Origin of the sequence: Colwellia sp. MB02u-14, from assembly GCF_014076915.1 — a bacterium.
Lineage (GTDB): Bacteria > Pseudomonadota > Gammaproteobacteria > Enterobacterales > Alteromonadaceae > Colwellia_A.
In genome coordinates this window covers 356,173-380,006 of sequence record NZ_JACGUX010000062.1, presented here as the reverse complement: position 1 = coordinate 380,006, position 23,834 = coordinate 356,173, and the positions used below count along the sequence as shown (strand labels likewise).

The 23,834-nt window shown below is 38.6% G+C and carries 17 protein-coding genes and 1 pseudogene; 10 read left to right on the top strand and 8 right to left on the bottom strand.

Annotated features, from left to right (window positions below):
- The first annotated feature begins 579 nt into the window (after positions 1-579).
- Positions 580-4,515 carry an ExeM/NucH family extracellular endonuclease gene (locus tag H4J52_RS06510; protein ID WP_182224386.1) on the top strand — a complete coding sequence of 1,312 codons (3,936 nt, stop codon included), beginning with the start codon at positions 580-582 and terminating at the stop codon, positions 4,513-4,515.
- Positions 4,516-4,560: 45 nt separating this feature from the next.
- Positions 4,561-5,166, top strand: a complete 606-nt coding sequence (locus H4J52_RS06505) for a PEP-CTERM sorting domain-containing protein (RefSeq protein ID WP_182179801.1) — start codon at positions 4,561-4,563, stop codon at positions 5,164-5,166.
- Positions 5,167-5,266: 100 nt separating this feature from the next.
- Here the strand turns inward: H4J52_RS06505 and H4J52_RS06500 are convergent, their stop codons facing one another.
- The 3 genes from H4J52_RS06500 to H4J52_RS06490 form a co-directional block, all read right to left on the bottom strand.
- The gene (locus H4J52_RS06500) at positions 5,267-8,575 is read right to left on the bottom strand and encodes a DEAD/DEAH box helicase (protein WP_182179803.1); all 3,309 of its coding nucleotides are present in this window, start codon (positions 8,573-8,575) and stop codon (positions 5,267-5,269) included.
- 252 nt (positions 8,576-8,827) lie between these two features.
- Entirely contained in the window at positions 8,828-9,847 is a 1,020-nt protein-coding gene (nudC, locus tag H4J52_RS06495; protein WP_182179805.1) for an NAD(+) diphosphatase, read from the bottom strand.
- Positions 9,844-10,182 (bottom strand): helix-turn-helix domain-containing protein, encoded by a 339-nt coding sequence (locus H4J52_RS06490; protein WP_182179807.1) that lies wholly within the window; start codon positions 10,180-10,182, stop codon positions 9,844-9,846. The genes nudC and H4J52_RS06490 overlap by 4 nt, the downstream gene beginning before the upstream one ends.
- Before the next feature lie 114 nt (positions 10,183-10,296).
- On the opposite strand from H4J52_RS06490, the gene H4J52_RS06485 reads away from it, so the two are divergent.
- Both H4J52_RS06485 and H4J52_RS06480 read left to right on the top strand, forming a co-directional pair.
- Positions 10,297-10,701 (top strand): hypothetical protein, encoded by a 405-nt coding sequence (locus tag H4J52_RS06485; RefSeq protein WP_182179809.1) that lies wholly within the window; start codon positions 10,297-10,299, stop codon positions 10,699-10,701.
- Positions 10,702-11,140: 439 nt separating this feature from the next.
- Entirely contained in the window at positions 11,141-11,458 is a 318-nt protein-coding gene (locus H4J52_RS06480) for a nidogen-like domain-containing protein (protein ID WP_182179811.1), read from the top strand.
- A gap of 406 nt (positions 11,459-11,864) precedes the next feature.
- Here the strand turns inward: H4J52_RS06480 and H4J52_RS06475 are convergent.
- From H4J52_RS06475 to H4J52_RS06465, 3 genes and pseudogenes are all read right to left on the bottom strand, one after another.
- Positions 11,865-12,856: pseudogene (locus H4J52_RS06475) on the bottom strand (glutathione S-transferase family protein).
- Positions 12,857-13,030: 174 nt separating this feature from the next.
- Positions 13,031-13,360, bottom strand: coding sequence for a DoxX family protein (locus H4J52_RS06470; protein ID WP_259366744.1), 330 nt, complete (start codon positions 13,358-13,360; stop codon positions 13,031-13,033).
- A gap of 333 nt (positions 13,361-13,693) precedes the next feature.
- On the bottom strand, positions 13,694-14,617 hold the full coding sequence (locus H4J52_RS06465) for a LysR family transcriptional regulator (protein WP_259367823.1): 924 nt from the start codon (positions 14,615-14,617) through the stop codon (positions 13,694-13,696).
- Between the two features lie 166 nt (positions 14,618-14,783).
- Between H4J52_RS06465 and H4J52_RS06460 the strand changes: the two genes are divergently transcribed.
- Positions 14,784-15,644 carry a pirin family protein gene (locus tag H4J52_RS06460; RefSeq protein ID WP_259366743.1) on the top strand — a complete coding sequence of 287 codons (861 nt, stop codon included), beginning with the start codon at positions 14,784-14,786 and terminating at the stop codon, positions 15,642-15,644.
- A gap of 284 nt (positions 15,645-15,928) precedes the next feature.
- Positions 15,929-16,087, top strand: a complete 159-nt coding sequence (locus tag H4J52_RS06455; RefSeq protein ID WP_182179815.1) for a hypothetical protein — start codon at positions 15,929-15,931, stop codon at positions 16,085-16,087.
- Positions 16,088-16,185: 98 nt separating this feature from the next.
- On the opposite strand, the gene H4J52_RS06450 is transcribed toward H4J52_RS06455, so the two are convergent.
- Entirely contained in the window at positions 16,186-16,752 is a 567-nt protein-coding gene (locus tag H4J52_RS06450) for a hypothetical protein (RefSeq protein WP_220460043.1), read from the bottom strand.
- Positions 16,745-17,215: a DUF4920 domain-containing protein gene (locus tag H4J52_RS06445; protein ID WP_259366742.1), complete on the bottom strand. Its 471-nt coding sequence runs from the start codon at positions 17,213-17,215 to the stop codon at positions 16,745-16,747. Before H4J52_RS06445 ends, H4J52_RS06450 begins: the two co-directional genes overlap by 8 nt.
- 464 nt (positions 17,216-17,679) lie before the next feature.
- Between H4J52_RS06445 and H4J52_RS06440 the strand changes: the two genes are divergently transcribed.
- From H4J52_RS06440 to H4J52_RS06425, 4 genes are all read left to right on the top strand, one after another.
- Positions 17,680-19,050 carry a sigma-54 dependent transcriptional regulator gene (locus H4J52_RS06440; RefSeq protein ID WP_182179817.1) on the top strand — a complete coding sequence of 457 codons (1,371 nt, stop codon included), beginning with the start codon at positions 17,680-17,682 and terminating at the stop codon, positions 19,048-19,050.
- Positions 19,047-20,432 carry a PAS domain-containing sensor histidine kinase gene (locus H4J52_RS06435; protein WP_182224385.1) on the top strand — a complete coding sequence of 462 codons (1,386 nt, stop codon included), beginning with the start codon at positions 19,047-19,049 and terminating at the stop codon, positions 20,430-20,432. Before H4J52_RS06440 ends, H4J52_RS06435 begins: the two co-directional genes overlap by 4 nt.
- 156 nt (positions 20,433-20,588) lie before the next feature.
- Positions 20,589-21,326: an ABC transporter ATP-binding protein gene (locus tag H4J52_RS06430; protein WP_182224384.1), complete on the top strand. Its 738-nt coding sequence runs from the start codon at positions 20,589-20,591 to the stop codon at positions 21,324-21,326.
- A gap of 10 nt (positions 21,327-21,336) precedes the next feature.
- Positions 21,337-23,787, top strand: a complete 2,451-nt coding sequence (locus H4J52_RS06425; protein WP_182179823.1) for an ABC transporter permease — start codon at positions 21,337-21,339, stop codon at positions 23,785-23,787.
- The last annotated feature ends 47 nt before the right edge of the window (positions 23,788-23,834 follow it).

Here is a 23,834-nt window from a genome sequence, read left to right as displayed (position 1 = left end):
CTCTGTACTAAATGTTTGTGAATAGTAGATTGATACATAGTAAGCTGTTTGGCATTTTAAATACCCATACAAAAACTCGTGCATAAAATAAAGATTGATTCAATTATTTTTTTAAGTGGGGCTAACCATCACTATTTGCATATGCTCTTGTGACCATAGTCGCGCGTCACTATTTTATAGTTGATTAACATGGAGGGGGGCAGTTAACGACTTTACTCCTTAATTTATCATGCGTATTTATCGTCAGTTTAACGATGAGAAATGACATATCGTGCTCTATTTTATTTATTCATATTTTTTCACTTCCTTTGTCTTCTTTAATAACACGCTATTCACTTACTCTTTGATATTTTGCAAAATAAAATTAGTCTACATCCCTTGTTCTACCTGACCACTTGGATAACTTTTGCAGGAGTGACTGTTTTTTATGCAATTAATGGTTGACTATTTGGTCAATATTTTCAAAAATATTATATGAAAATAACAAAATTGTAACATTAGACGTTCAGTATAAAGTTGGAACTTTAACCAACAGGCGTCTTTTTTAGCTAATAGTAATTATAAATCTGGAGAGATAGAATGAATAATAGTCAGGCAAGGCCAAGTCGATTTTTCGGCTATGGTAAATTAAATTTAAGTTTGATCGCACTTTGTGTTGCTTCAACCTTCGTTACTCATAGTGCATTTAGTGGCGAAACACTATGGTCAGAAGATTTTAATGACACACCGTTAAATAATAAAGGTGCCGTGTTTGATACCCTTGATATGAGCGGTGTTACGCGTTGGTCTATTGATATTAGTAATGCTCAATTAACGGCGAACAGTGATTGGTTTAAAGTAACCAATAGCAACCTTGAGGCAAGAGATGTCGATGGTCGTGTTGATTGGCTGTCAGAGCCTATTAGTATTGTAGGAAAGACCAACATTGAGCTATCTGTTTTAGCTGAGGAAAATGGAAATCACGAATCATCAGACTTTTTTGATCTTTCATACGCTATAGATAACGGTCCCTTTGTCAGGGTAGAGAACTGGCAAGGTAAGGGAAATGATAGTCATACGTTAATTGATGACTTTACTTCGGTTACCATCACCCAAGTCATTCCTGAAGGAAGCACTTTGCAAGTTAAAGTGTCGATGGCTAATAATTCAGGCAGTGAATACATCCGTTTAGATGATGTTTTTATTACTTCGGGTATTGTCGATGGAGGAGGCAATGATGATAGTAACCTCGTCACTGATGCTTGCTTTAACTGCCCGGACTTGGGCCGGATAGCAAGTGCAGCTGAATTTGATGATGCTACTTATTATGCACCCGTTATTAATGCGATCAATTCTGAACAAAGTGCAGAGGTGATACGCATTAACATCAATGATGTTATTTCTGCCAATCATAAGCAATTAACTTATTCAGAAGCCTGGACCGCTTTAACGGTTACCGATGAAGATCCCCTTAACGCCGATAATGTTATATTATTTTACCGTGGCATTTCTAAAGCAAAATTCTCAAACGGTAGCGGTCCACAATCAACCAACCCAGATAACTGGAATCGCGAACATGTATGGGCAAAAAGCCATGGTTTCCCAAGTTCTAGTGCACGTGCTTATTCAGATATTCATCACTTACGACCTACTGATATTTCGGTTAACTCATCAAGAGGTAATTTAGACTTTGATAACAGTGACGCACCTTTACCAGAGTCACCAGAAAATCGTGTCGACGGTAATTCTTTTGAGCCAAGAGGGGCAGTAAAAGGTGATGTTGCACGTATAGTGCTATATATGGATACGCGCTATGCCGGATTAGACTCGGTGACACCTGATTTACACGTTGTTGATATGCTAACTTCTGGTGGTGAGCCAAAGTTAGGTAAATTATGTACGCTTTTAGCGTGGAGCGAAGCAGACCCTGTTGATGAATTTGAAATTAACCGAAATAACAAAATTTATGAGTTTCAAGGAAATCGTAACCCGTTTATTGACCACCCTGAGTGGATTTCAACACTTTATAGTTCATCATGTTCTAATGTTGACCCAGTAGATCCGGTAGATCCGGTAGACCCGGTTGATCCAGTAGAACCCGGCGTTGATTTGTTTTTCTCTGAATATGTTGAAGGGTCAGGCTATAATAAAGCGGTAGAGATTTATAACCCTACCAATGAAACGATTGCTTTAGGCGATTACCAATTCAACTTTTATGCTAATGGTAGTCCGTCTGTCACCAGTAGCTATACATTAACAGGGCAGTTACTTGCCAATGATGTTGTAGTACTTGGTTCAACTCAAATCGCAGATGACTCTACCTTAATCCCTTATATTGACCATTTTGTCAGTGCTATTAATTTCAACGGTGATGATTATATCGAACTTGTTCATGGCGATATCATTATTGATAATGTTGGCACTTACGGCGTTAGACAAAATTGGGGTAAAGATACTTCATTAGTTCGTTTAGCTTCAGTAAACTCGGGTGACAGCGACCGAACAGATGAATTTATTAAAGCTGACCAATGGCAGTCAAATCCAAAAGATACTTTTGAGAATTTAGGCGTACATCTATCAGCGCCACCAACTACAGAGCCCGGTGACTCGCCTGTCATAGGTATGTGTGGTGATGAAGCTGATTTTATTCATACCATTCAAGGCAGCGGCAGTGATTCAACGGTTATTGGCGCGATTAAGGTTATTGAAGGTACCGTTACTTTTGCTGTGCCAAGTTTAAATGGTTACTTTGTGCAAGAAGAAACCGTTGACACTGATGCTGATACCACAACCTCTGAAGCCATTTTTGTTTATTTTAGTAATATTACAAACTTTCCTACCCAAGGTAATAAAGTCAGAATAAACGGTACCGTTAAAGAAAATTTTGGTCGTACACAATTGACCGCGACCACGCCTTTTGTTGATTGTGGTGTGGGTGAATCTATTGAAGCGACAATGGTGTCTTTACCTGTTATTAGTAACGACTATTGGGAAACAATAGAAGGTATGGCGGTTAGTTTTTCTGAGACATTAAAAGTCAGTGATACATATAACTTAGCACGCTTTGGTCAGTTAACCTTATCAAATGGACGCTTGATACTTCCTACCAATATTTATAACGCAGGCAGTGAACAAGCTATTGCTTTAGCGGATAAAAATAGCCGAAATCGTATCACCCTCGACGATATGAATAATACGCAAAACCCTGATAACGTGGCATTTCCTGCGCCAGGGTTAAGTTATCAGAATACGCTACGTTTAGGCGATTCCGTTGCTAACTTAACCGGAGTTATTGACTATAGCTACAGTACCTTCCGTGTTTTACCAACCGTAACACCACAATTTAGCGCGAGTAATGCGAGAACGTCACAACCCAATATTAGCGGCGGTGGTTCTTTAAAAGTCGCTAGCTTTAATGTACTCAATTACTTTAATGGAGACGGTGAGGGTCAAGGTTTTCCAACCGCTCGAGGGGCTGATACTTTTGAAGAGTTTACCCGTCAAAGTAGTAAAATTGTTTCTGCTCTTGTTGAAATTAATGCCGATATTGTTGGCTTAATGGAACTAGAAAACGATGGTTTTGCCAGTACTAGTGCTATTGCTGAACTTGTTTCGCAGTTAAATTTCAAGTTAGGTGAAGGAGCATATAACTACGTTAGCCTTAATCAAGCTGGTGTCGGTGGTGATGCAATTACTGTGGGTTTACTTTATAAGCCAGCGACCGTTGCCTTAATCGGTAATGCGGTCACGACAAGTCAGAGTCCATTTGATTTTGGTAATCGTCAACCGCTTGTACAAACGTTTAAAGAAATTGCGACTGATGAAACATTAACGATTGCCGTTAATCACTTTAAGTCAAAAGGCAGTTGTGGCAGTGCTTCGGGTAATAACCTTGATCAAGGTGATGGACAAGGATGCTGGAATGAACTGAGAACTCAAGCAGGCAGCGCATTAGCAGCCTGGTTAAATACTAACCCTACGGGATCTGCAGATACTGATTTTCTTATTATTGGTGACTTAAATGCTTACGGTAAAGAAGATCCAATCAATGCGATAACAGCCAGTAATTACCATAACTTGGTCGCTGAGCATATGGGCAGTGCAGGTTATTCTTATAGTTTTGGTGGTGAAATAGGTTACTTAGATCATGCACTAGCCAGTAATGATTTGGCTAGGCAAGTCGTTGATACAACGGTTTGGCATATCAACGCTGATGAACCTCGTATTTTCGATTACAACACCGAATTTAAATCATCAGAGCAATTATCAAAATATTTTGCTGAAGATGCTTATCGAGCATCAGACCATGATCCCGTTATCGTTTTACTTAACTTAAATAGTCAAGTTGAGCTGGTAGGTGATTTTGATGCAGATGGTGATATTGATATAAATGATGTTAGAGAGTTCTCGATGCTGATCCGCAGCGGCGAGCTTAACGATATTAAATACGACTTTAATCAAGACAACGTAGTAAATGGTCGTGATGGAAGAGCATTAATGTCTTTGTGTACGCGTTCGCGCTGTGCAACACAATAAAAATAATTTTAAGTTACTCAATACATAATTAAAAAGGACGTAATCATGAAAAAAATAATCATACTATTAACAACACTTTTTGTTTCGCTAAGTAGTCAGGCAACATTAATTACTGTTGAGCTAAACCAAAATACCTACCAAGTTGGCGATGTGCTAACAGCAAACTTTATTATTTCTGAGATTGAAGATGACGCCTCAGCGTTACAAAGAATGCTGAGTGGCTTTGGTTTTGATGTCTCATGGAATAATATGATGATTGAATATTCAGCCGTGCGTTTTGGCGATAAACTTGATGCAGCCCCAGGATTTAGTGTTCAATCACCTATTAACCTGATGGCAAACAGTTTAACGCTGTCAGAAACCAGTTACTCATGGTCTGATGAACTCTTTGCAGTACAAAATGGTTTAAGCCGTTTTCTATTAGCGAGTGTTGATTTTAACGTGGTAGGTGCCGGTAATGGTTTGGGATCTTTAGATTTATCAAATGTCGTATTATGGGATGATTTCAATATTGACTTTTCTGACATTAATAGCAGAAACAAAGAGTATTCAGTGACATCATCAACCCCTATTGATGTGCCAGAGCCTTCGTCAATGGTGTTAATGCTAATGGGATTCATCTTCTTGGTTCGTAAAAAGATAATGAGTTAACCACTTTGTTTTACTTATCGGCATTAGGTTGTCGATAAGTCAGCGAACTAACTAAAACCCTTATCTTTTTGATAAGGGTTTTTTATTTTAACCTTTGAGGCTAGCTAAGCGGTGCAAGCAGTGAGCTTAAAATATCATCAGTTAAGCTTAACTTATTATCACTCACTTCTTCAGATAACAGTGCTTTTGCAAGCGCAGCTTTATTTTGCTGTATTTTTTGAATTTTTTCTTCTATTGAGTTTTCAATAATATATTTGTACACAAAAACAGGTTTGTCTTGGCCAATACGATAAGCTCTATCGGTGGCTTGGTTTTCAACTGCAGGGTTCCACCAGGGGTCAAAATGAATAACCGTGTCTGCTGCTGTTAAGTTTAAGCCCACGCCACCGGCGCGTAAGCTAATTAAAAATACGGGTACTTCACCTTCTTGAAACTTATCAACAACTTCTTGTCTTTTCGTGGTTGCGCCTGTCAATTTAACAAAGTCGATTTTAGCGGTTACCAGCTCTTCTTCTATCAAAGCAAGCATACTGGTAAACTGTGAAAAAATTAATATTTTACGTCCTTCAGCAATTTGCTCCGGTAGCGTTTCCATTAAATGGTCAAGCTTAGCTGATTGATTTACTTTTTTAGCGCCTTCAAGTGACAGTAACTTAGGATGATTACAGACTTGTCTTAACTTCAATAACGCGTCTAAAACTTCTATCTGGCTACGTTTTAAACCTTTGTCTGCAATGATATCTTTTAAGCGACTGTCCATCGCCAAGCGCACTGATTCATAGAGTTCAGCTTGCTGGCCTTCAATACGTAACTTTTGAATTATTTCAGTTTTTGGTGGTAATTCAGTGGCTATTTTGTCTTTAGTTCGGCGTAAAATAAACGGTTTAATACGTTGATTTAATAACTGCTTACGCTCAAGTTCACCGTGTTTTTCTATCGGTGTTCGAAAGAGTTTAGTAAATTGTCTTTGTCCACCTAAAAAACCCGGCAGTAAAAAATTAAATTGAGCCCAGAATTCGCCTAAATGATTCTCCATAGGCGTACCCGTTAAACACAACTTATGCTGCGCTTTAAGGGTTAAAAAAGCTTGGTATAATTTAGTTTTAGTATTTTTTATATAATGAGCTTCATCAAGAATAAGGTAATAAAAACTTTGCGCATTATAGAGCGCTAAATCTTTAGTAATTAACGCATAGCTAGTAATAATTATATCAACCGGATTTTCAATACCTTCAGCACCTTCAAGGCAACCAAAGTGTTGCTGGCGTTTACTACCGTGCAATACTTGATAAGATAGCTCTGGGGTAAATTTTTCTATTTCATTTGCCCAGTTAAAAATAACACTGGTAGGCGCAACAATTAAGACGGGTTTGTTAAGTCGGCCTTGCTGTTTTTCAATTAATAAATGCGCTAAGGTTTGAATCGTTTTGCCTAAACCCATATCGTCAGCCAAAATACCGTTTAATTGATACTCTCGTAAAAACTGTAACCAGTTTAGCCCTTGATGCTGATAAGTTCGCAACGTTGCATTCAAGCCTGTTGGTACCGGAACTGTGGTAACTTGTTGGAAATCTCTTAGTTTATCAGCCAATACTCTTAATTTAGTGGTGCCAGTTGCTATCATTCCTTGGTCATCTAACATGGATAACGTTTGATGCCCTTGAAAACGCGATAGCTCCATTGTGCCATTTTCATTTAAAGCATTAGGCATAAACAATTCAATAAACTGTTTTAATATCGGCTGGACACTTTGATAGCGTAAGGCAACAAAATCGCCATTTTCGAGATCAACATATATAGGGGAGTTAGGCGCGATAAGCTTTTCTTTTTCTCGGTCAAGTAATGCCGACTTTGGGAGTTGTTCAATAGCACCAAGCAAAATAGGAAACGCGGGCATTTTTTTACCATCGATGGTTAAGTTTAACCCCAATGAGAAAAAGTCGTGGTCATCCGTTTGAATGACCTCGGCATCAAAGATGCTGTCGGTAGCGAGGGCTTTATAATAAAAATCATCAGCAAAGCTAATATTCCAGCCAAGATCTTTAAGTAATTGTACTTCTTGGTGTAAAAAATGATGCCAAAGGTAGCGACCTTGCATGAGCATTGAGAACTTAGGCGTTTTATCTTTATTTAAGTAGTCTTCATTGGTAAACGTGTAACGCTTAGCTTTGGGCTGAGGGGTAAATTTTAAACCGGTTAATTTATCAACAACAGCCTGTTCAAAGGTTAAATCTCGATACAATTTAACCTTAGTGTCGATGTCGCTTGTCTTAGAAGGTGTAACCGTAACATTTTCATTATGCGGATTAACTAAGTTGCCTTGATAAGAAAAATTAACTTTGACAAAGCCTGACTGCGGATCTTTTTCTCGTGGAGTAGAAAAGTGTAAATACACTTCAGGTTTTGTTAATTCTTGAGAAAATTCTGTTTTGGGTTTAGGCAAGCGCTGCACAGCATCACCTAAAGACATAGACAGCTTATTCATGACCCAGGGTAATTTGTCTTCTTCAAAAATAGGTGAATTAAGTAGGTCTGCTTCAAAATTACACTGAGTATTGGTATTAATCTTTCCAAAGCAATTTTTTTGTTCATCATAATAACAAAGAGGTTGTGCTTTTATAATAAGAATACTTTCTGAAGGTTGCATAAAGACAAGCTGCAAAGTGTGTAATTTATTATCAAGCGCTAACCATTGCCACTGAGCCTCTAATGGCTCACCTAAAGTTATTGCCTCGTTAAGATCATAACTTGTTTGCCAAAAACAGCGATTAGTTTTGATAATGCGCTCGAATAAATCAAAATACTTAATGTTATCGCCATACTGATTGGTACGGATAAGTTCAGTAAGTACAGCAACATCGTCGTTATTGGCATAAGCGCTATTTATTAACGAGCTTGCAGAAAATTCACTGCCAAGCGAGCTACTCCAGCCACCACTATTTTTTGGGCGTGCTGATTTTATACCTAAAGTAAAATAGTCGTCTTCGTTATAGCTGTTGGGTTTTAAAAAGTATAATAATGATTTTTGCTGACTGTTGGGCTGGTATCTACTTGGCTGAGCTTGAAAGCGGCTAAGCCATTTATCAATTACTTTTTCAGAGGTGGCAATACTATTTTGGTCAAAGTGTTCATGAATAAAGTACTGCGCGAGGGCAGCGCCATGTTTACAGTCACGTCCTATGTAACAATCACAATAACTGGCCATACCATCATACTTAACATTTAACACTAAGCGCGTTAAATAACTGCTTTGGCGAGAGCGCTCACTAAATACGACTCCCCGAATTATTTCACCATCAAGGGCGCAGGTTTTAATACCTTTATCCTGAAAAATGCGTGTTCCTTTTTTCCATTCATTTTTGGTAAAGTGTTTTTCAAGTAATTCAGGTGTAAAAGTGTTTGTAGCCATAAGTTTTTAATTATTCAGAATTCAAATAGAGTGTAAATGGATAAATTAGGTTTTATCTCCTCTTGATAGAATAAAAATATCAAGAGGATGATAAATATACATTACTGCAATAGCATTTTCAGGACTTATTGCTAAGAGCTGATCATTTATTATATCATCTCAATAGTATCACTGAGAATTAAAACCTTCAATTTGTCTTAATACTTGTCATTAATAACAATATTTTTAAGTAAAGTTCATCAATAGCCAACATTAATATTGACCTATCTCTCTATTTTTCCATGCGGTGATTAAATAAGATGAAATAGAATCACCACTGCTTGTTCTATATTCATGCTTTTCTTCATTATTATCTAGAGTAGTCTCGGTAATATTACCCGTTTTATTGGGAGCATGAGCACCGACATAAAATTCGGCTAATTGTTCTCTAGAAAACCATTGGCAATCCTCTAAGTCGTCTTCACTAATATCAATAGAGGTAGAGGTCGCAACTGCAGTAAAGCCTAACATCACTGAAGCGGGAAATGGCCAAGGCTGAGACGTTATATACTGAGGATTTTCAACATCTACAGCTGTTTCTTCTAAAACTTCCCTTATTACGGCTTCTTCTAGTGTTTCACCCGGGTCTACAAAACCGGCTAATGTTGAATAAATCCCAGCTTTCCAGCTGGCTTGTCGGCCTAATAAACAGCGAGCGATACCATCAGGAAACATATGCTCAACAAGCATTATTACCGCGGGATCTGTACGGGGAAATGACATGTTACGACACTCAGTGCAGCGCCTAGCGTGTCCTGCATAAACAGATCGATTGGCGTTGCCACATTTACCACAGTAAAGATGTGTTGTATGCCAATAAACTAAAGCTTTAGCTAACGCTTGAATTGACACATCTATAACAGTTAAATTTGGTGTCGCTTCACGAAGTTTTTGCCACTTACCTAGATTAAGTAATTGCGCTTGGGTTGAAAAACGTAATTTTTCAAAATCTACGGTGAACAATGAGATACTTCTGGTAGGTTCGTCTGACGTAGACTCTTTCCCCAGAGTCCCTTTACCTAAATAAATGCAACTTTCAATCGTTAAATTATCAAGCTGAGATTGATTTAAATAAATCGGGGTAAAAGTATCATCATGAGAAAAAAGGCCCATGCCGTCGTTAATAACGCAAAACAAGGTTTTTTGATGATTAAATTCTGATGTTAGCCAGCGTTTGTCTTTACGTTGATTACTACACCGGTCGAGCGGCATATTTGCGTATGTTAAACTCATACATCGTCCTTTTTTATTTGGCTAGCCCATTGCAGGGACCATTCTCCGAGTGGAGAAATCACTGAAAACAATCCTTGCCCTGTTAGCGTTAATTGATAACCATTTGGCGTTGACTCAACGAGTTGTAAAACTTTTAATTCTTTTAAACGGGTGTTTAAAAGGCTTGGTGAAATTTGCTCACAACGTTGCTGTAATTGTCTAAATGTTGCACTTCCTTGGCTTAACTGCCAAACAATACCCAATGCCCATGTTCGACCCAGTAAATCGAGTAACGCCATAATAGGTTTACCGGTTTTAGAGCCTCTAACTTGCTCTCCGGGTATCGGTAATGACATAATTTCTCCTTAATAACCAATATAACAATGCTACAATATTAGTAGCGATATTGCTAGTGGTGAGTATAATGCAGTACATAAGTAGATAACGAATTCTCTGAAAAGGAATAGTTTATGATTTCAAAAAAAGTAAGAGAGTTGTTCGTCTCTTTAATGGAAGCCACAGATGCTTCTGCCGTTTCTTATGATATTGAAACTGAACAATACAGTGGCAACTTCAATGCCGCAGTTGTTGATAAATATGCTGAATTAGGCGCGCTGGTACTTGTTGAAGGAGTAAGCAGCTCAACAACCATCTTGATCAATAACAGAGATGATTTTTTAAGCTCTTTTGCTGCTGGCGCTAGAGAGGCTAAAAATGGGAGTGATCAGTCTTACGCAGACTACAATGCAAACCCATTTGCCTTCTCTGTTGGTTATGAACATTACTATCAAATAGCAAAGAAAAAACGGCCAGTAAGTGGTTATCTATGCCATGGTTTTGAAAGAGAAGACACTGGTTTAATACACCAACAATAATGTTTTACTTACCGTGGTAAGTCAGTGCTGAATAAATTGTTGTCTTGGTATTATCCCATTGAAATGAGATGCGCAGGAGAAAAAAATTAGAGAATCTCGTTAAAAATCATTCCATATATTTTTTCTAAAGTGTTTGATAATGGCTATCTTTTTTGATTTTATCTAATGCTTCCTGTAATTGGACTATTGTTTTATTTGATGTTTTTTTACTTATGTGCAAAATAATATTCAAGCTCGCCTGAAAGTAGGTAGACGGGGTCAAAAATATTTACGTTTATCTCCGGTGTAAGCAATTTTAATCGCCATTCCAATTCGACAGGACTAAAGGTAACAAAGTCAATTCTGCCCTTGATTATCTTATTGATGTTTTGGTTTTCCCTCGTCACAAAGGCTAAATTATTCCCTTCTTCAAAACCAGCGTTAATTAACTTCTCAGAAGATGAAGAAAGATCTTAACTGGACAACAGGTAATTCAAGTGGTGGTTCAAATGGTTTAGGCGGAACCGTTGTTTGCTTGGGCTTTAGTTCTGGTAATGGTAGCGATTTCAATGAATTAAATGCCTCAGAAAATCAAGCAGCAATGTTAGGTTTAACCGGTACTTTAAATGTAGGTGTTGCTGATTTATATCGTTTTGAAGTTAGAAATGGTCAAATTGCTCCTCCAACAGACGTTCCAGAGCCTACAATATTCGCAATTTTGTGTTTAGGCTTACTGGGTTTAGTGGGCTTTTTATTGCTTGTCATTGTATGTTTATAAAGTCCCCCTCCTACCTTTAAAGCTAAATTAATAATAAAAAGTATAGTCACTCCTTTTTAGAACAAATGATAAATTTTATTACAATGTTGAAGCAAATAACGTATAAATTAATAGGCATTAAAATGTTAGTAAGGTTTCCTAATGAGTTCTTTAATCATTTGCCGATAGATATTCAAATATATAAAAAGGACTATTGTTCATACTATTAAGTAAAAGTTATTCAATTCAGAAAAAATCCCTGTGTTGATTATTGATATTGTTGTGCTCTGCGCTATTTGCTCGGTCTATCAGGTAACCGATTTACCCAACCTTATTAACAATGACTCTTATTTTACTTTACACAACCTCAAAACATTGGTGAGTCACCCAGAACATGGTTGATTATATTCCATCAAGTACGGCAATTTTACTTAATCAATGTTGATAGCAATTCTCGATTATGGGTCATATTAAAGTCTATATGAGGACCTACCGGTAAAATACGGGTTGAATTAATCGTTTCGTGGCTGTCATAGTAATGTGCCTTGATCTAATCCATTGCGACAGTTTCTTCAATACCGTGCACTTGATACAAGTCGCGTAAGTAACCCTAAATATTTGGGTAGTCGACGATTCGACGTAAATTACACTTAAAATGCCTGACATAAACGCTGTCGAAACGCACTAAGGTTGTACATAATCGCCAGTTAGCCTCTGTTATCGTATTACCCGTTAAGTAACGACGATTTTCTCAATGTACTTCTAAGGTATCTAGTGCATCAAAGACTTCGACCACCGCTTCGTCATAAGCGGTTTGTGTTGTAGCAAAGCCAGCGCGATATACACCATTATTAATGGTTGGATAAATAAACGCATTTAGCTCATCTATTTCAGCTAATAACTCTGGTGGTGAAAAGTCACCCAGCAAGGCCCCTATGTCGTCAAATGCTGAATTAAACATGCGTATAATTTTAGGAGATTCCTTGCTAACGATGGTATTGGTTTTTTATCCCATAAAATAGGCACGGTTACTTGCCCCGTATAATCAACTTACGCTCTGGTATAGATTTCATGCACGTTAATTGCGTTCAAAATGGGATCAGCTACCACACCGTCACCTGGTGCGAATGTCCAGCCTTCGTCACCCATAAACGCATTCACTATCGACATGGATATGATGTTTTCCAAACCTTTAAGTTTGCGATAAATAATGGTGCGATACGCCCAAGGGCAGGCCAGCGATACATATAAATGGTAACGATTAGCCTCTGCTTTAAAGCCGGCAATACCTCATTTTCCAGCACGACCATCTTTGGTGTTCCAGTGACGAAAGCTGGGGGCTTTTCGTTCAAAACAGCCACCACTCGATTTTGTGTCGTACCATTGGTTTTGCGATTTTCCTTCAACTAATAGTCTCATAGTGCTCTCCTTAATTATTCGATTAAAACGTTAGCCAAGTGAAGAGGAATGAAGCCATCATCCCTTAGCTTAGTTGCTCATTAATAGCATAACGTCTTTATTTAATATTAATTAAGTGTGTTTTTAAACGTGGATTATCTAGAGAAAAAACTCCTGGATCATAAACAAATAAGGTTAAAAGCCACCCGCAATAGCAATATTTTTCATGAAGTTAGTCATTTCTGCTTGGTTACTAAAATCGGCATGAAAGAGTATTGCTGAAAGTATGCTAAAACTGGCTAAAGCAATGGCAGCATATTTTGTTTTCCATCCTAAAATAATCGCTAAACCACCCAACACTTCGAACAAAGTAACTAAAGGTAATAAAGCCCCCAACACGCCCATTGCTTCCATATAACCTTGTGTTCCGACATATTGTGATATTTTTGTTATTCCAGACATAAAAAACATGACAGCTAACAAGAAACGTCCCGTTGGGGCTGCAAAAATTTGTAAGGTATTCATTGTAAATCTCCTCATATATTTGAGTGAAAGTTCATGTTATTTATCAACGTTAGGCGTTTTGTAAAGTGACTTACTTTGTTGATGAGGCTATCTTATTCGTAATTAAAAAGTGAACAAACATAAAAAAATAAGTATTTGTTCTTATTTTGACAATAATTAGATGGGTAAAACTGATAGTTACTTGATCACGTATATAGAGACAGTCATAAATATAAAGAGGGTGGTGGTGTTTATAGTGATAAAAAGGTTATTTTGATGGCGTAAAGCTAGTTTAGCTGACTTTCAAAAGGTAGTGTTTTGTCTGTGTTTAAACAAAACACCTCAACTTCACCCCTATTGATCCCAATAGGGATTATCACCAAATCGCTCAACCAAAAAATCAATCAAGCTACGCACTTTAAATGGCAGGTGCCTGTTGGGAGGATAAACGGCATAAGCATGCATGGTAGGGAGTTTATATGCCTCTAACACGGGGACTAATGTTTGAGTGGCTAGTGATTGCCACACAATGAACGTGGGTAAATAGGTGATCCCGTGACCCGATTCAGCGAGTGATTTTAGAAAGTCGCCATTATTTGCGATAATATTGGGTTCAAGATGCACAATATGTTCTTGCCCCTCTTTACTGAGAAGTTTGATACCACTTTGTTCAGAACTACCATATCTAATAACGCTGTGTTGTTTTAAATCGTCTGGTGTTATTGGCTTTCCATGTAACACTAAGTAATCAGGACTCGCACATAACACATGTTTTATCGGGGCAATTTTTCGCGCTTGCAAAGTAGAATTATCTAATTGACCAATGCGAAAGGCCAAATCAACTCCCTGTTCAACGATATCTATTTTTTGATCTGAAAAATTAATATTTAATTTTAAATCGCTATGCTGTTGTAAAAATAAATCAAGTGCTGGAGCAAGATGAGTGAGTCCAAACGATAACGGGACGGCAATATTTAATGTTCCTTCTAATGCGCTATTACTGCTTGTTGTTTGACTATTTAATTCATCTACTTCATCTACGATTAATTTACTTCGATGGTAATAACGCTGTCCCGCTTCTGTAATACTCGATTTTCGAGTGGTGCGATTGATCAGCTTAATGCCAAGTTTTTGCTCTAACAAAGAGAGTCGCTTACTGACTGCTGATTTAGCAATATTCATTTGCTCAGCTGCTTTGGTGATGCTGCCTGTTTCAACAACACGCAAAAATATATACATATCTTCAAGTTGTCCCATATCATCTCCACTTATGTTCAAGAACGATTGTTTCTTTTTGGTAAACTATGTTTTTAGTTAACGGGTGTTTATTCTCGTAATGTAAACAATTATTATGTGTCTATCAAGTTTGAATTATCTACTGAGAGTTAAGAACTATCTTAGCGATATACTTATACTTACAGCAAAATTAACAAGGTACATTAATATGACTCAAGCGACTGTAAATATCACTATGCGAGAGCTGTCATCTCTCTCTCAAGGACAACTTGGCTCAGATGGCGATGGCGTAAAGCTTACGCGCTTTATTGGCAACAACGTGCTGAATATGCTTGACCCATTTTTGCTACTCGATCTTTTTGAATCTGACCAACCCAATGATTATATTGGTGGTTTTCCAGAACATCCACACAGAGGTTTTGAGACCGTTACTTATATGTTGGCGGGGAGAATGCGCCATAAAGACAGTGCAGGTAATGAAGGGGTTATCTCTGCGAATGGTGTGCAATGGATGACGGCAGGAAAAGGCATTGTACACTCTGAAATGCCTGAACAAGAATCTGGCTTGCTTAAAGGGTTTCAGCTTTGGGTCAATTTACCTAAAACACATAAAATGACCGAGCCGGTATATCAGGAGTTTCCCGCGGATAAATTAGCAATGGAATACGGTGACGATGGTAGTGAAATAAGGATTATTGCTGGGGTAACGAATAAAGGAACTGTTGGTCCAGTTATTAATAACCATGTTAAACCTACCTATATGGATGTGCATTTACCCGCAGGAACGATATTTGAACAAACCCTGCCTATTGATGACAATGCCTTTATTTTTGTTATTAAAGGGAGCATCTCGGTAGGTAGTACGGGTAAAAACCTTCCTCAAAATCATCTTGGATTATTATCTAAAGGTGATTTGGTGTCAATTACTGCATCATCGGAAATGAGTCAGTTTTTACTGATATCAGGCAAGCCACTTAATGAAGCTGTTGCTAGAGGCGGGCCCTTTGTAATGAATACCGAGGCCGAAGTTATGCAAGCATTTAGTGATTTTCGAAACAATAAATTTTAGCAGGGCAGGATGAAGCATTACGTTTACTTTAGCTAGCACTCGAGTTTTTGGAGTAAAAATATAGTCGTTTGGCCAAGTTCTTTATCATTGAACAGCTGATAGGGGATATTTTCTAGCATATAAATATTTAGGTATTTTAACCCCCAAAGGTGCTGTTTTAAGTTTGAGTAGAGTTACTAACTTTACCTATAGAGGGTAATTCATTCACTTTTTTAACATTATAAAGTTAATAAAATTGAAAACCTGCCGATACAATAGTCAGTAGTAATTAATTAGGTATTCAAATGGAAACTAAATTAGACGTAAATTCAATCAAATTAACCTCAAAATATATTAATAATGCGGTTGCTGATCAATCCATCCAATTTAATAAAAATTTACTAAGAAAACTAAGCGAGAAAGCACTCAACAGAGCATTTGAACTTGACAGAGCTCGCACATAATACGGGTGATTTTTACTCATTTTATTAAAATCACCTTCGGTTTTTTATTGATAGTGATCTTAAGCCTATTATTGTAAATTAATCACAAACTATTTTTATTACCAGAATATATAAATCAGTGGAATGCTACCTCCCACAATAATTAACCAGCCACGCTTTAAACGCCAAGCACTATATTTTCCCTTCACCATAAAAAGTGCCGACAAAGCCAAGAATAGCAGTAAACCCGCATAAATATCAGAAAAAACAATCCAACCCTTTTTTGCTTCATTGAGATGTAAAGTATTAAATTGTTTAAAAATAACACGTTCCTGAAAATATTCGTAAACGGCAGTTTCTTTAGCAAAATTGACCGTTATTGCACCACCATTTTTAAAAAACAATTTGTATTGTGTAACTGATTCCCAATAAGTTGCCTTAATCGGCTCACTGTTTGGAAATAACATTAATAGCTCAACGTTTAATTGTTTGTCTGGTAAGTCACTCTTAGCAAGAAATACTTTTTCAGTGCGCTCAACAATATAATTTGGATCCCAATCTCCTACATGGTTTAAAGCGATGCCAGAGATAGCGAAAACAATGGTAAAGCCGATACAAAGATAACCAATATCTCGGTGTAAGGTGCTATTGAGTTTAAACCAGTCAATTGAACCTACTTTAATCAAGAATTTTTACCCCAATTGGTGAAAGTTGATAAATTGACATTGCCACCGTTATATTTTCGGTATCTATTGTGTCGCCACGACGTTTAGCTAAATTTACTTTGTACTTTTTTGTTTCTTCTAAACTTAATTCAATCGCCTGAAGCGTGCCGGTTGCCAATGCCTGACGGCCTTTCGAGTGAATGGGAAAAACCATATCGCCATCACGTACTTTAATACGTAATTTTTCGAACTTTGCATCTGAGGCTATATCCACCCAACATCCACGACTACTACAAACACCAACAATAGTGCCTGAAATAGTCACTTCTTTATCTAAAAATTCAGTTGGGCTTGCAAGTAATGTAGAAATACTGACTTTTGCCTCTTCATTGACGGCTTTGCCAAATAAAATTTCTTCAGAAAATACTGACGTAGACATTATTAACGTCATGAACAATAACGATATTTTATTTATAATTTTCATTTTACATTCCAAATTTAATATTAAATATAGAGGTAATTCTTATAATACTATTTTACACATTACCTCCCCATGAAAAACTTGGCTTGGTGGTGTTAGTGGTGTTTTTAAATTAAATCAAAGGGAATATTCTAAAGCGCTAATAAAGGGGCAGGGCTGTTTAACGTTTTTAATAGCGCTAAATGTCTCACCGCTTATTATGGGACGACCCTTAAATTTCTTCCATAAAATTAAATTTTTCTTAATATTACACAATATCAATAAATTATAAAACGAAAACAAATTGTTTTTTATAGCATGAACTCGCTTACTGATCATTTTTTGATCACTTAACTTAGTTACTCTAAGTTTTTAATCACATAGTAACGTTATTTATGGTCACTACCATTGAAGTTAGCTTCGCCTATTGGTTTACACTTGCTACAAAATCTATATGATTTAAGAAAATATTAAAATAAAAGTAATATATGTCAAAGGGTTTAATTCTAATCGCTGATGATAAGCGTGATGTGATCATGGCGCTTGAAGCGTTGTTACGTAGCAGAGGTTTTACGACGAGTTCAGCTCAAACACCTGCTGATGTTATACGTTTAGTGCAGTGCAAAGCATTTGATGCCGTGTTACTCGATCTTAATTATTCGAGAGATACCACTTCAGGTCAGGAAGGCTTGAGCCTGTTGTCTGAAATACAAGATATAGCGCCACATTTACCGGTCGTTGTTATGACCGCTTTTGCCAATATGGACATTGCCCTTGATGCAATGCGCAAAGGGGCACGAGATTTCATCGAAAAACCATGGGATAACGAACGTTTACTGGCTATTTTGCAAAATCAGGTTGCTCTGGGTCATGCCCTTGATCAGGTAGATAATCTTAAAACTGAAAACAAACGTCTATCCGGCGCAGATAAAATAGACTTTGTTGCTACCTCAAAAACCATGCAACCTGTGCTTAATTTGATCGCGCGTATTTCAAAAACTGATACTAATGTAATGATCACTGGCGAACATGGAACGGGCAAAGGCGTTATCGCTCGATTGATTCATGACCAGTCTGACTTTTCTAATAATACAATGGTCAGTGTTAATATCGGCGCAATTCCTGATAACTTATTTGAGAGTGAGCTTTTTGGCCATGTCAGAGGCGCTTTTACCGATGCAAAGTCTAATCGCGACGGTCGCTTTAAATTGGCCAATAATGGAACGATTTTTCTTGATGAAATTGGCAATTTATCTATGGGTATGCAAGCCAAGCTCCTTCGGGTAATTGAAACGGGTGAATATGAAGCTGTGGGTTCATCGTTAACTGAGCACACTAATGCTAGATTAATTTCAGCGACTAATGCCGTGCTAAGTGATTTATGTGGCTCGGGACAGTTTCGCGAAGACTTGTTGTTTCGTCTTAATACCATAGAGATAAAACTGCCACCACTGCGTGAGCGTGAGGAAGATATTCAAGCGCTGGCGGATAATTTTCTGCAAACCTATAGTCAAAAATATAATCGAGCAGCGTTAACCTTTTCGCGTGATTGTCTTGAATTAATGCGTGTATATCCTTGGCCAGGTAACGTCAGAGAAATGGATCATTGTATACAACGGGCGGTATTAATGGCTCAAGGTTTACAAATTACCTCCAAAGAACTGGGTTTAACTGCTAAATCGAGCAGTGCGATTGATGATTATGAGAACATGACTCTAGAACAAGTCGAGCAACTGCTGATTGAAAAGGCAATAAATCAATATCATGGCAATATGAAAAAAACCGCCGAAAAACTTGGTATCGCCCGAAGTTCATTATATCGACGTATTGAGAAATATGGACTGGAAGTGAATCGATGAGTTCACCAAATAAGTCTAAAACCAAAGGCGAACGTAAATCAGAACATAAACCCGAACTTTGGGTACTTATCGCTTCCTTAATTGCGATATTACCACTTTGCTTTGTCAGTTTAATTTTACTTTCTATGGCTAAATTGCCAGAACACCTTTTTTGGACATTGCTATTTATGGTCGTTGGCTCGTTTATTTGGTCATTGGTCTATTTACAAAGGCGAATATTGTTTGCCTTGCGAAGTATCTCAAATGCATTGATGTCTCTAGCAGAGTCGGACTATTCTATTCGACTTGGGCTTTGTGAGCGTGGTCAAATACTTGATGAAGTCGTGCGTTCAGTTAATCGACTCAGGGATTTATTACATGCTGAACGCACCGGAGCTGCCGAAACGGGTGCCTTGTTTGCAAGGGTGGTTGAAAAAGTTGATGTAGCGCTTTTTGCTTTTGATCCCCACGGCAATCTTTGTATGGTCAATGAACGAGGTTTGTTACTGCTTAACCGATCACGCAAAGAGGTATTAGAAAAAAGTGCGCAAATGTTGGGGTTGGCTGCTTGCTTGGCTAGTGCAGATAACAAGGTGTTGCGCTTAAATCTTGCAGGTAGTGCCAGTAATTGGTTGATTAAAAAAGCACAATATAGAGAGTTTGGTGCACCAAGAGAATTGGTAATTATGTCAGACCTTACCGCACCATTAAGAGAAAAAGAGCTAGAAGCTTGGCAAAGGTTAGTCGCTGTATTGCGTCATGAAATAAGTAATGCTCTCGCGCCGATAAAATCTTATAGTCAGACATTAGGCTGGACGCTCAGACAAACAGAACGTCATGAAGGTTGGGAACAAGATTGTATTGAAGGGTTGGCTGTTATCGAACGTCAGACAACGGCACTCAATTATATGATGCAATCTTATAAGAACCTCAATCAGTTACCTACACCTGTGCCTCATTATTTTGATTTACAGCCTTGGCTTGCTGAAATAGTGAAGCAAGAGTTACGCCTTCCAGTGCAAATTTTTTCAGGTGAACCGTTAGAGCTTTATGGCGACCGTGAATTATTAAGCCAAGCTTTGGTCAATATTATCAATAATGCGATTGAGGCGAGCACCAATGCACAACCACCAATAATTAGTTGGCAAGTGCTTACTCGGCCAGGTAATAATCACACTTGGTTAACGTTAGATATTACCGACTTTGGAGAGGGTGTTGCCAATGAAGATAATTTGTTTGTGCCATTTTTTACCACCAAAGCTAAGGGGTCAGGTATTGGTTTATTAGTTTGCCGCGGCATAATTGAAGTCCATGGCGGTCATTTTAACTTGATGAATAAAGCGCATGGTCAAGGGTGTATTGCCAGAATACAATTACCACTGCCATTAAGTGCTCATCATTAAAGTGTCCCGTATCGGGACAGTACTCTGTCTCATTACGGACATTAATCACAAATCTTACACCGTCTAATTAATCTAAGTGTATGAATAAATTGAATTAGTATCACTTGGCATGGTCTCTGCTGTCTTATAGTCATAGTTAACCAAGGAATAAATAACATGAAAAATAAAAAGCAGCAGCTGTCTCCAGTGATTAATATGCAAAATATTCAAAAGCACTTCAGCGGTAATGGTGTTGAAACTCTTGCTCTTAGTGGTATTAATCTTGAAATATATCCAGGTGAATATACGGCGATTTGTGGCCCGTCAGGTTGCGGTAAATCAACATTATTATCTTTGATCGGCCTGCTCGATGGTGCGAGTCAGGGAAGTTACCAGCTTAACGGTGCAGATGTTTCCTCGCTAAACCTCAATCAACGTTCGGCAATTCGTAACCGTGAAATAGGTTTCATCTTTCAAAACTTTAATCTTATTGGCGATCTTAACGTTTTTAAAAATGTCGAGTTGCCTTTGGTCTATCAAGGTGTACCTGCCAAAGAGCGTAAAGAACGGGTTGAAGCGGTATTGGCTCGAGTGGGTATGTCTGAGCGAATGGCACACTTTCCCACGCAGCTCTCTGGTGGTCAACAGCAGCGCACCGCTGTTGCTAGAGCATTAGTGACTGATCCGGCGATTATTCTTGCTGATGAGCCTACTGGAAATCTAGATTCAGAGCAGGGTAATGCGATTATGTCTTTGCTCGACAAACTGCATGGTGAAGGTGCGACTATTTGTTTGGTGACCCACGACCCCCGATATAATAATTATGCTGAGCGTCAGATCAATTTACTCGATGGAAAAATAATCAGTGAAAATATTACTGATAGTAGCGTTCGTCTAAACAAAAAAAGCGCATAAGGAGATGATGATGATTGACTCTTTATGGCAAGACATTCAATACGGCTTTGTTCAAATAACAAGGCGTTTTAAGCTCAGCCTAGCGATCATTTTTTGTATTGCGCTGGGCATAGGGCCTAACACCACACTATTTAGCATGTTCAACAGCTTGTTGTTAAATGAACCTGCCGTTATGGCACCCGAACAGTTGGTTTCAATTCATAAGTACCGCCCAGGAAAAGAGGGGCTTCCTACATTTACTTACCCTGATTTAGTTGATTTTAACGATCAAGTGTCTCAGCTTGAGGGCATTTTGGGCTTCAGCTATCAAAGTGCAAGTGTCTCAATGCCCGAAGGCCCTGAAATGTTACCTGTTGAGATGGCAACATCGAACTTTTTTGATCTTTTAGGTGTTCAACCCTTGTATGGCGAAACCTTTCACCGCCAGACCAGCCAAGCGCCGGGTTCTATGCCGGTTGTTGTTTTGTCATATAGCTTCTGGCAACAACGATTTGCTGAAGATAAAAGCGTTGTTGGCCGCAAGATAAAATTAAATGGCAGTGACATGACCATTATTGGTGTGATGCCAGCAGATTTTACCGGTGCGCTTGGCGCTTTTGGCTCAAAAATGTGGTTGCCGATGGTGATGATGAATATTATTGATCCCGATTCACCTGCTCGCTTAATATCACGTAATGATAACTGGATCATACCGGTTGCGCGTTTAGCGAAAAACGCCACATTGGAGTCGGTTAATCAGGAAATGGCCACTATCGATAGTAAACTTCAGGCACAATATCCAGAAACTAACGAAGGCAACACGCATAGAGCAGTGCCTTATTCGAACATTCCGTTTATACCTGAAACGGCTCGTTCTATGGTGGTCTTCGGTGCCTCATTGGTTGTGGGGTTAATCTTACTGGTGGCTTGTTCAAGTGTGGCTGCGTTATTGTTATCGCGCGCTACAGAAAGGCGTCAGGAAATATCGGTAAGGCTTGCGCTAGGCGCGCCACGTTACCGGGTTGTACGTCAGTTGATGATTGAAAATTTAATGCTGGCATTGGTCGCGAGTGTGGTTGGCTTTATCTTTTCGCTTTGGGCTGTGGTGGTATTTAAACAAAGTTTGCCAGCAGAAATTCCCTTTCAGCTCAGTTTAGATCCAAGTCTTGATGCCAACATGTTGCTTTATACCTTAGGCGCCGCTTTTTTATCTAGCCTGTTATTTGGTTTAGTGCCCGCACTGCAGGCAACTAAAACTGACTTGTTCAGCGCGCTTAAAGAGCAGCCTCAGGCTGGCGGTACGCAGGTACAAAGTTCAAAGTTACGTAGTTTCTTTTTGATCACTCAATTTTCGCTCAGTGTTTTTCTCTTGGTTATTGCGGGTTTAACCATTAAAGGACTGCACAATTCTGTCAATATTAATCCAGGTTTTGATGCCACTAATCTGTTGACATTTAAGACCGACTTGTCTTTGTATGGCTACCTAGATGATGAAAAAACAGCGTACTCTCAGCGGTTAAATCATGAGTTAGCAAGCCTTGCTGGCGTTGAGTCGGTGGTTATCTCGCGGACCCCGCCAATGAGCGGCGACAAAACCGCAACGTTAGTTTCATCTTTTAATGAGGCTATGGAAGCCGGAGAGGAGACTAGAACCTTTTATTCGATTATTACCCCTGGCTATTTTGCGACTATTGGCGCAAAACTTCTGCGAGGACGTGAATTTACCCTTGATGATCAAAGTTACTTATCGCCTAAGGTGATCATTAATCAGGCAATGGCCAAGACGTTATTTGTTGGAACAGATGCCATGGGTAAATATCTTTCTGTACCGAGCAGTGACGATGCTTTTGAAATCATAGCCATTGCTGAAAATATTGCTAATAGTAGCATTGGCAGTATGGATGAGCCTTATATGTATATTCCGCTAGGGCAACGCTTTGACCATGGTTTGGTTTATGTGGTTCGTACCGAGCAAGACCCAGCGTTACTGATCGATAACGTAAAAGCTAAAATTGCTGAGCTTAACCCTGATATCGCACTAAATATGATAGAAACAATGACAGATACCGTCTCTCGCTCGTTGTTCTCGTTACGTGCGCTGGCAATTGCTACCAGTGGTCTAGGTTTACTGGCACTGTTACTCGCTACTATTGGTACTTATGGTGTGGTTTCTTATAGCGTTAAATTACGTCAGCACGAAATAGGCGTTAGGTTGTCGTTGGGCGCCCAACCCCGAGCGTTGGTCTTTATGCTAATGTCTTCTGGCCTAAAACTGATCATCATTGGTTGCGTCTTAGGATTAGGACTATCGTTTGTTGCTGGCGAATTGTTAAGTCCAATGTTGTCGGGTGTTGGCCCGCGAGATCCCCTGGTATTTATACTGGTACCATTATTCATGTTGAGTCTCTCTTGTTTGGCGATATATTTTCCTGCGAGAAAGACCAGTCGAGTGGATCCCATGCTGGCACTTCGCTACGAATAACCCCCATTTGTAATCTAATATCGGCAAGGCTTAGGCTAGCAATAGCT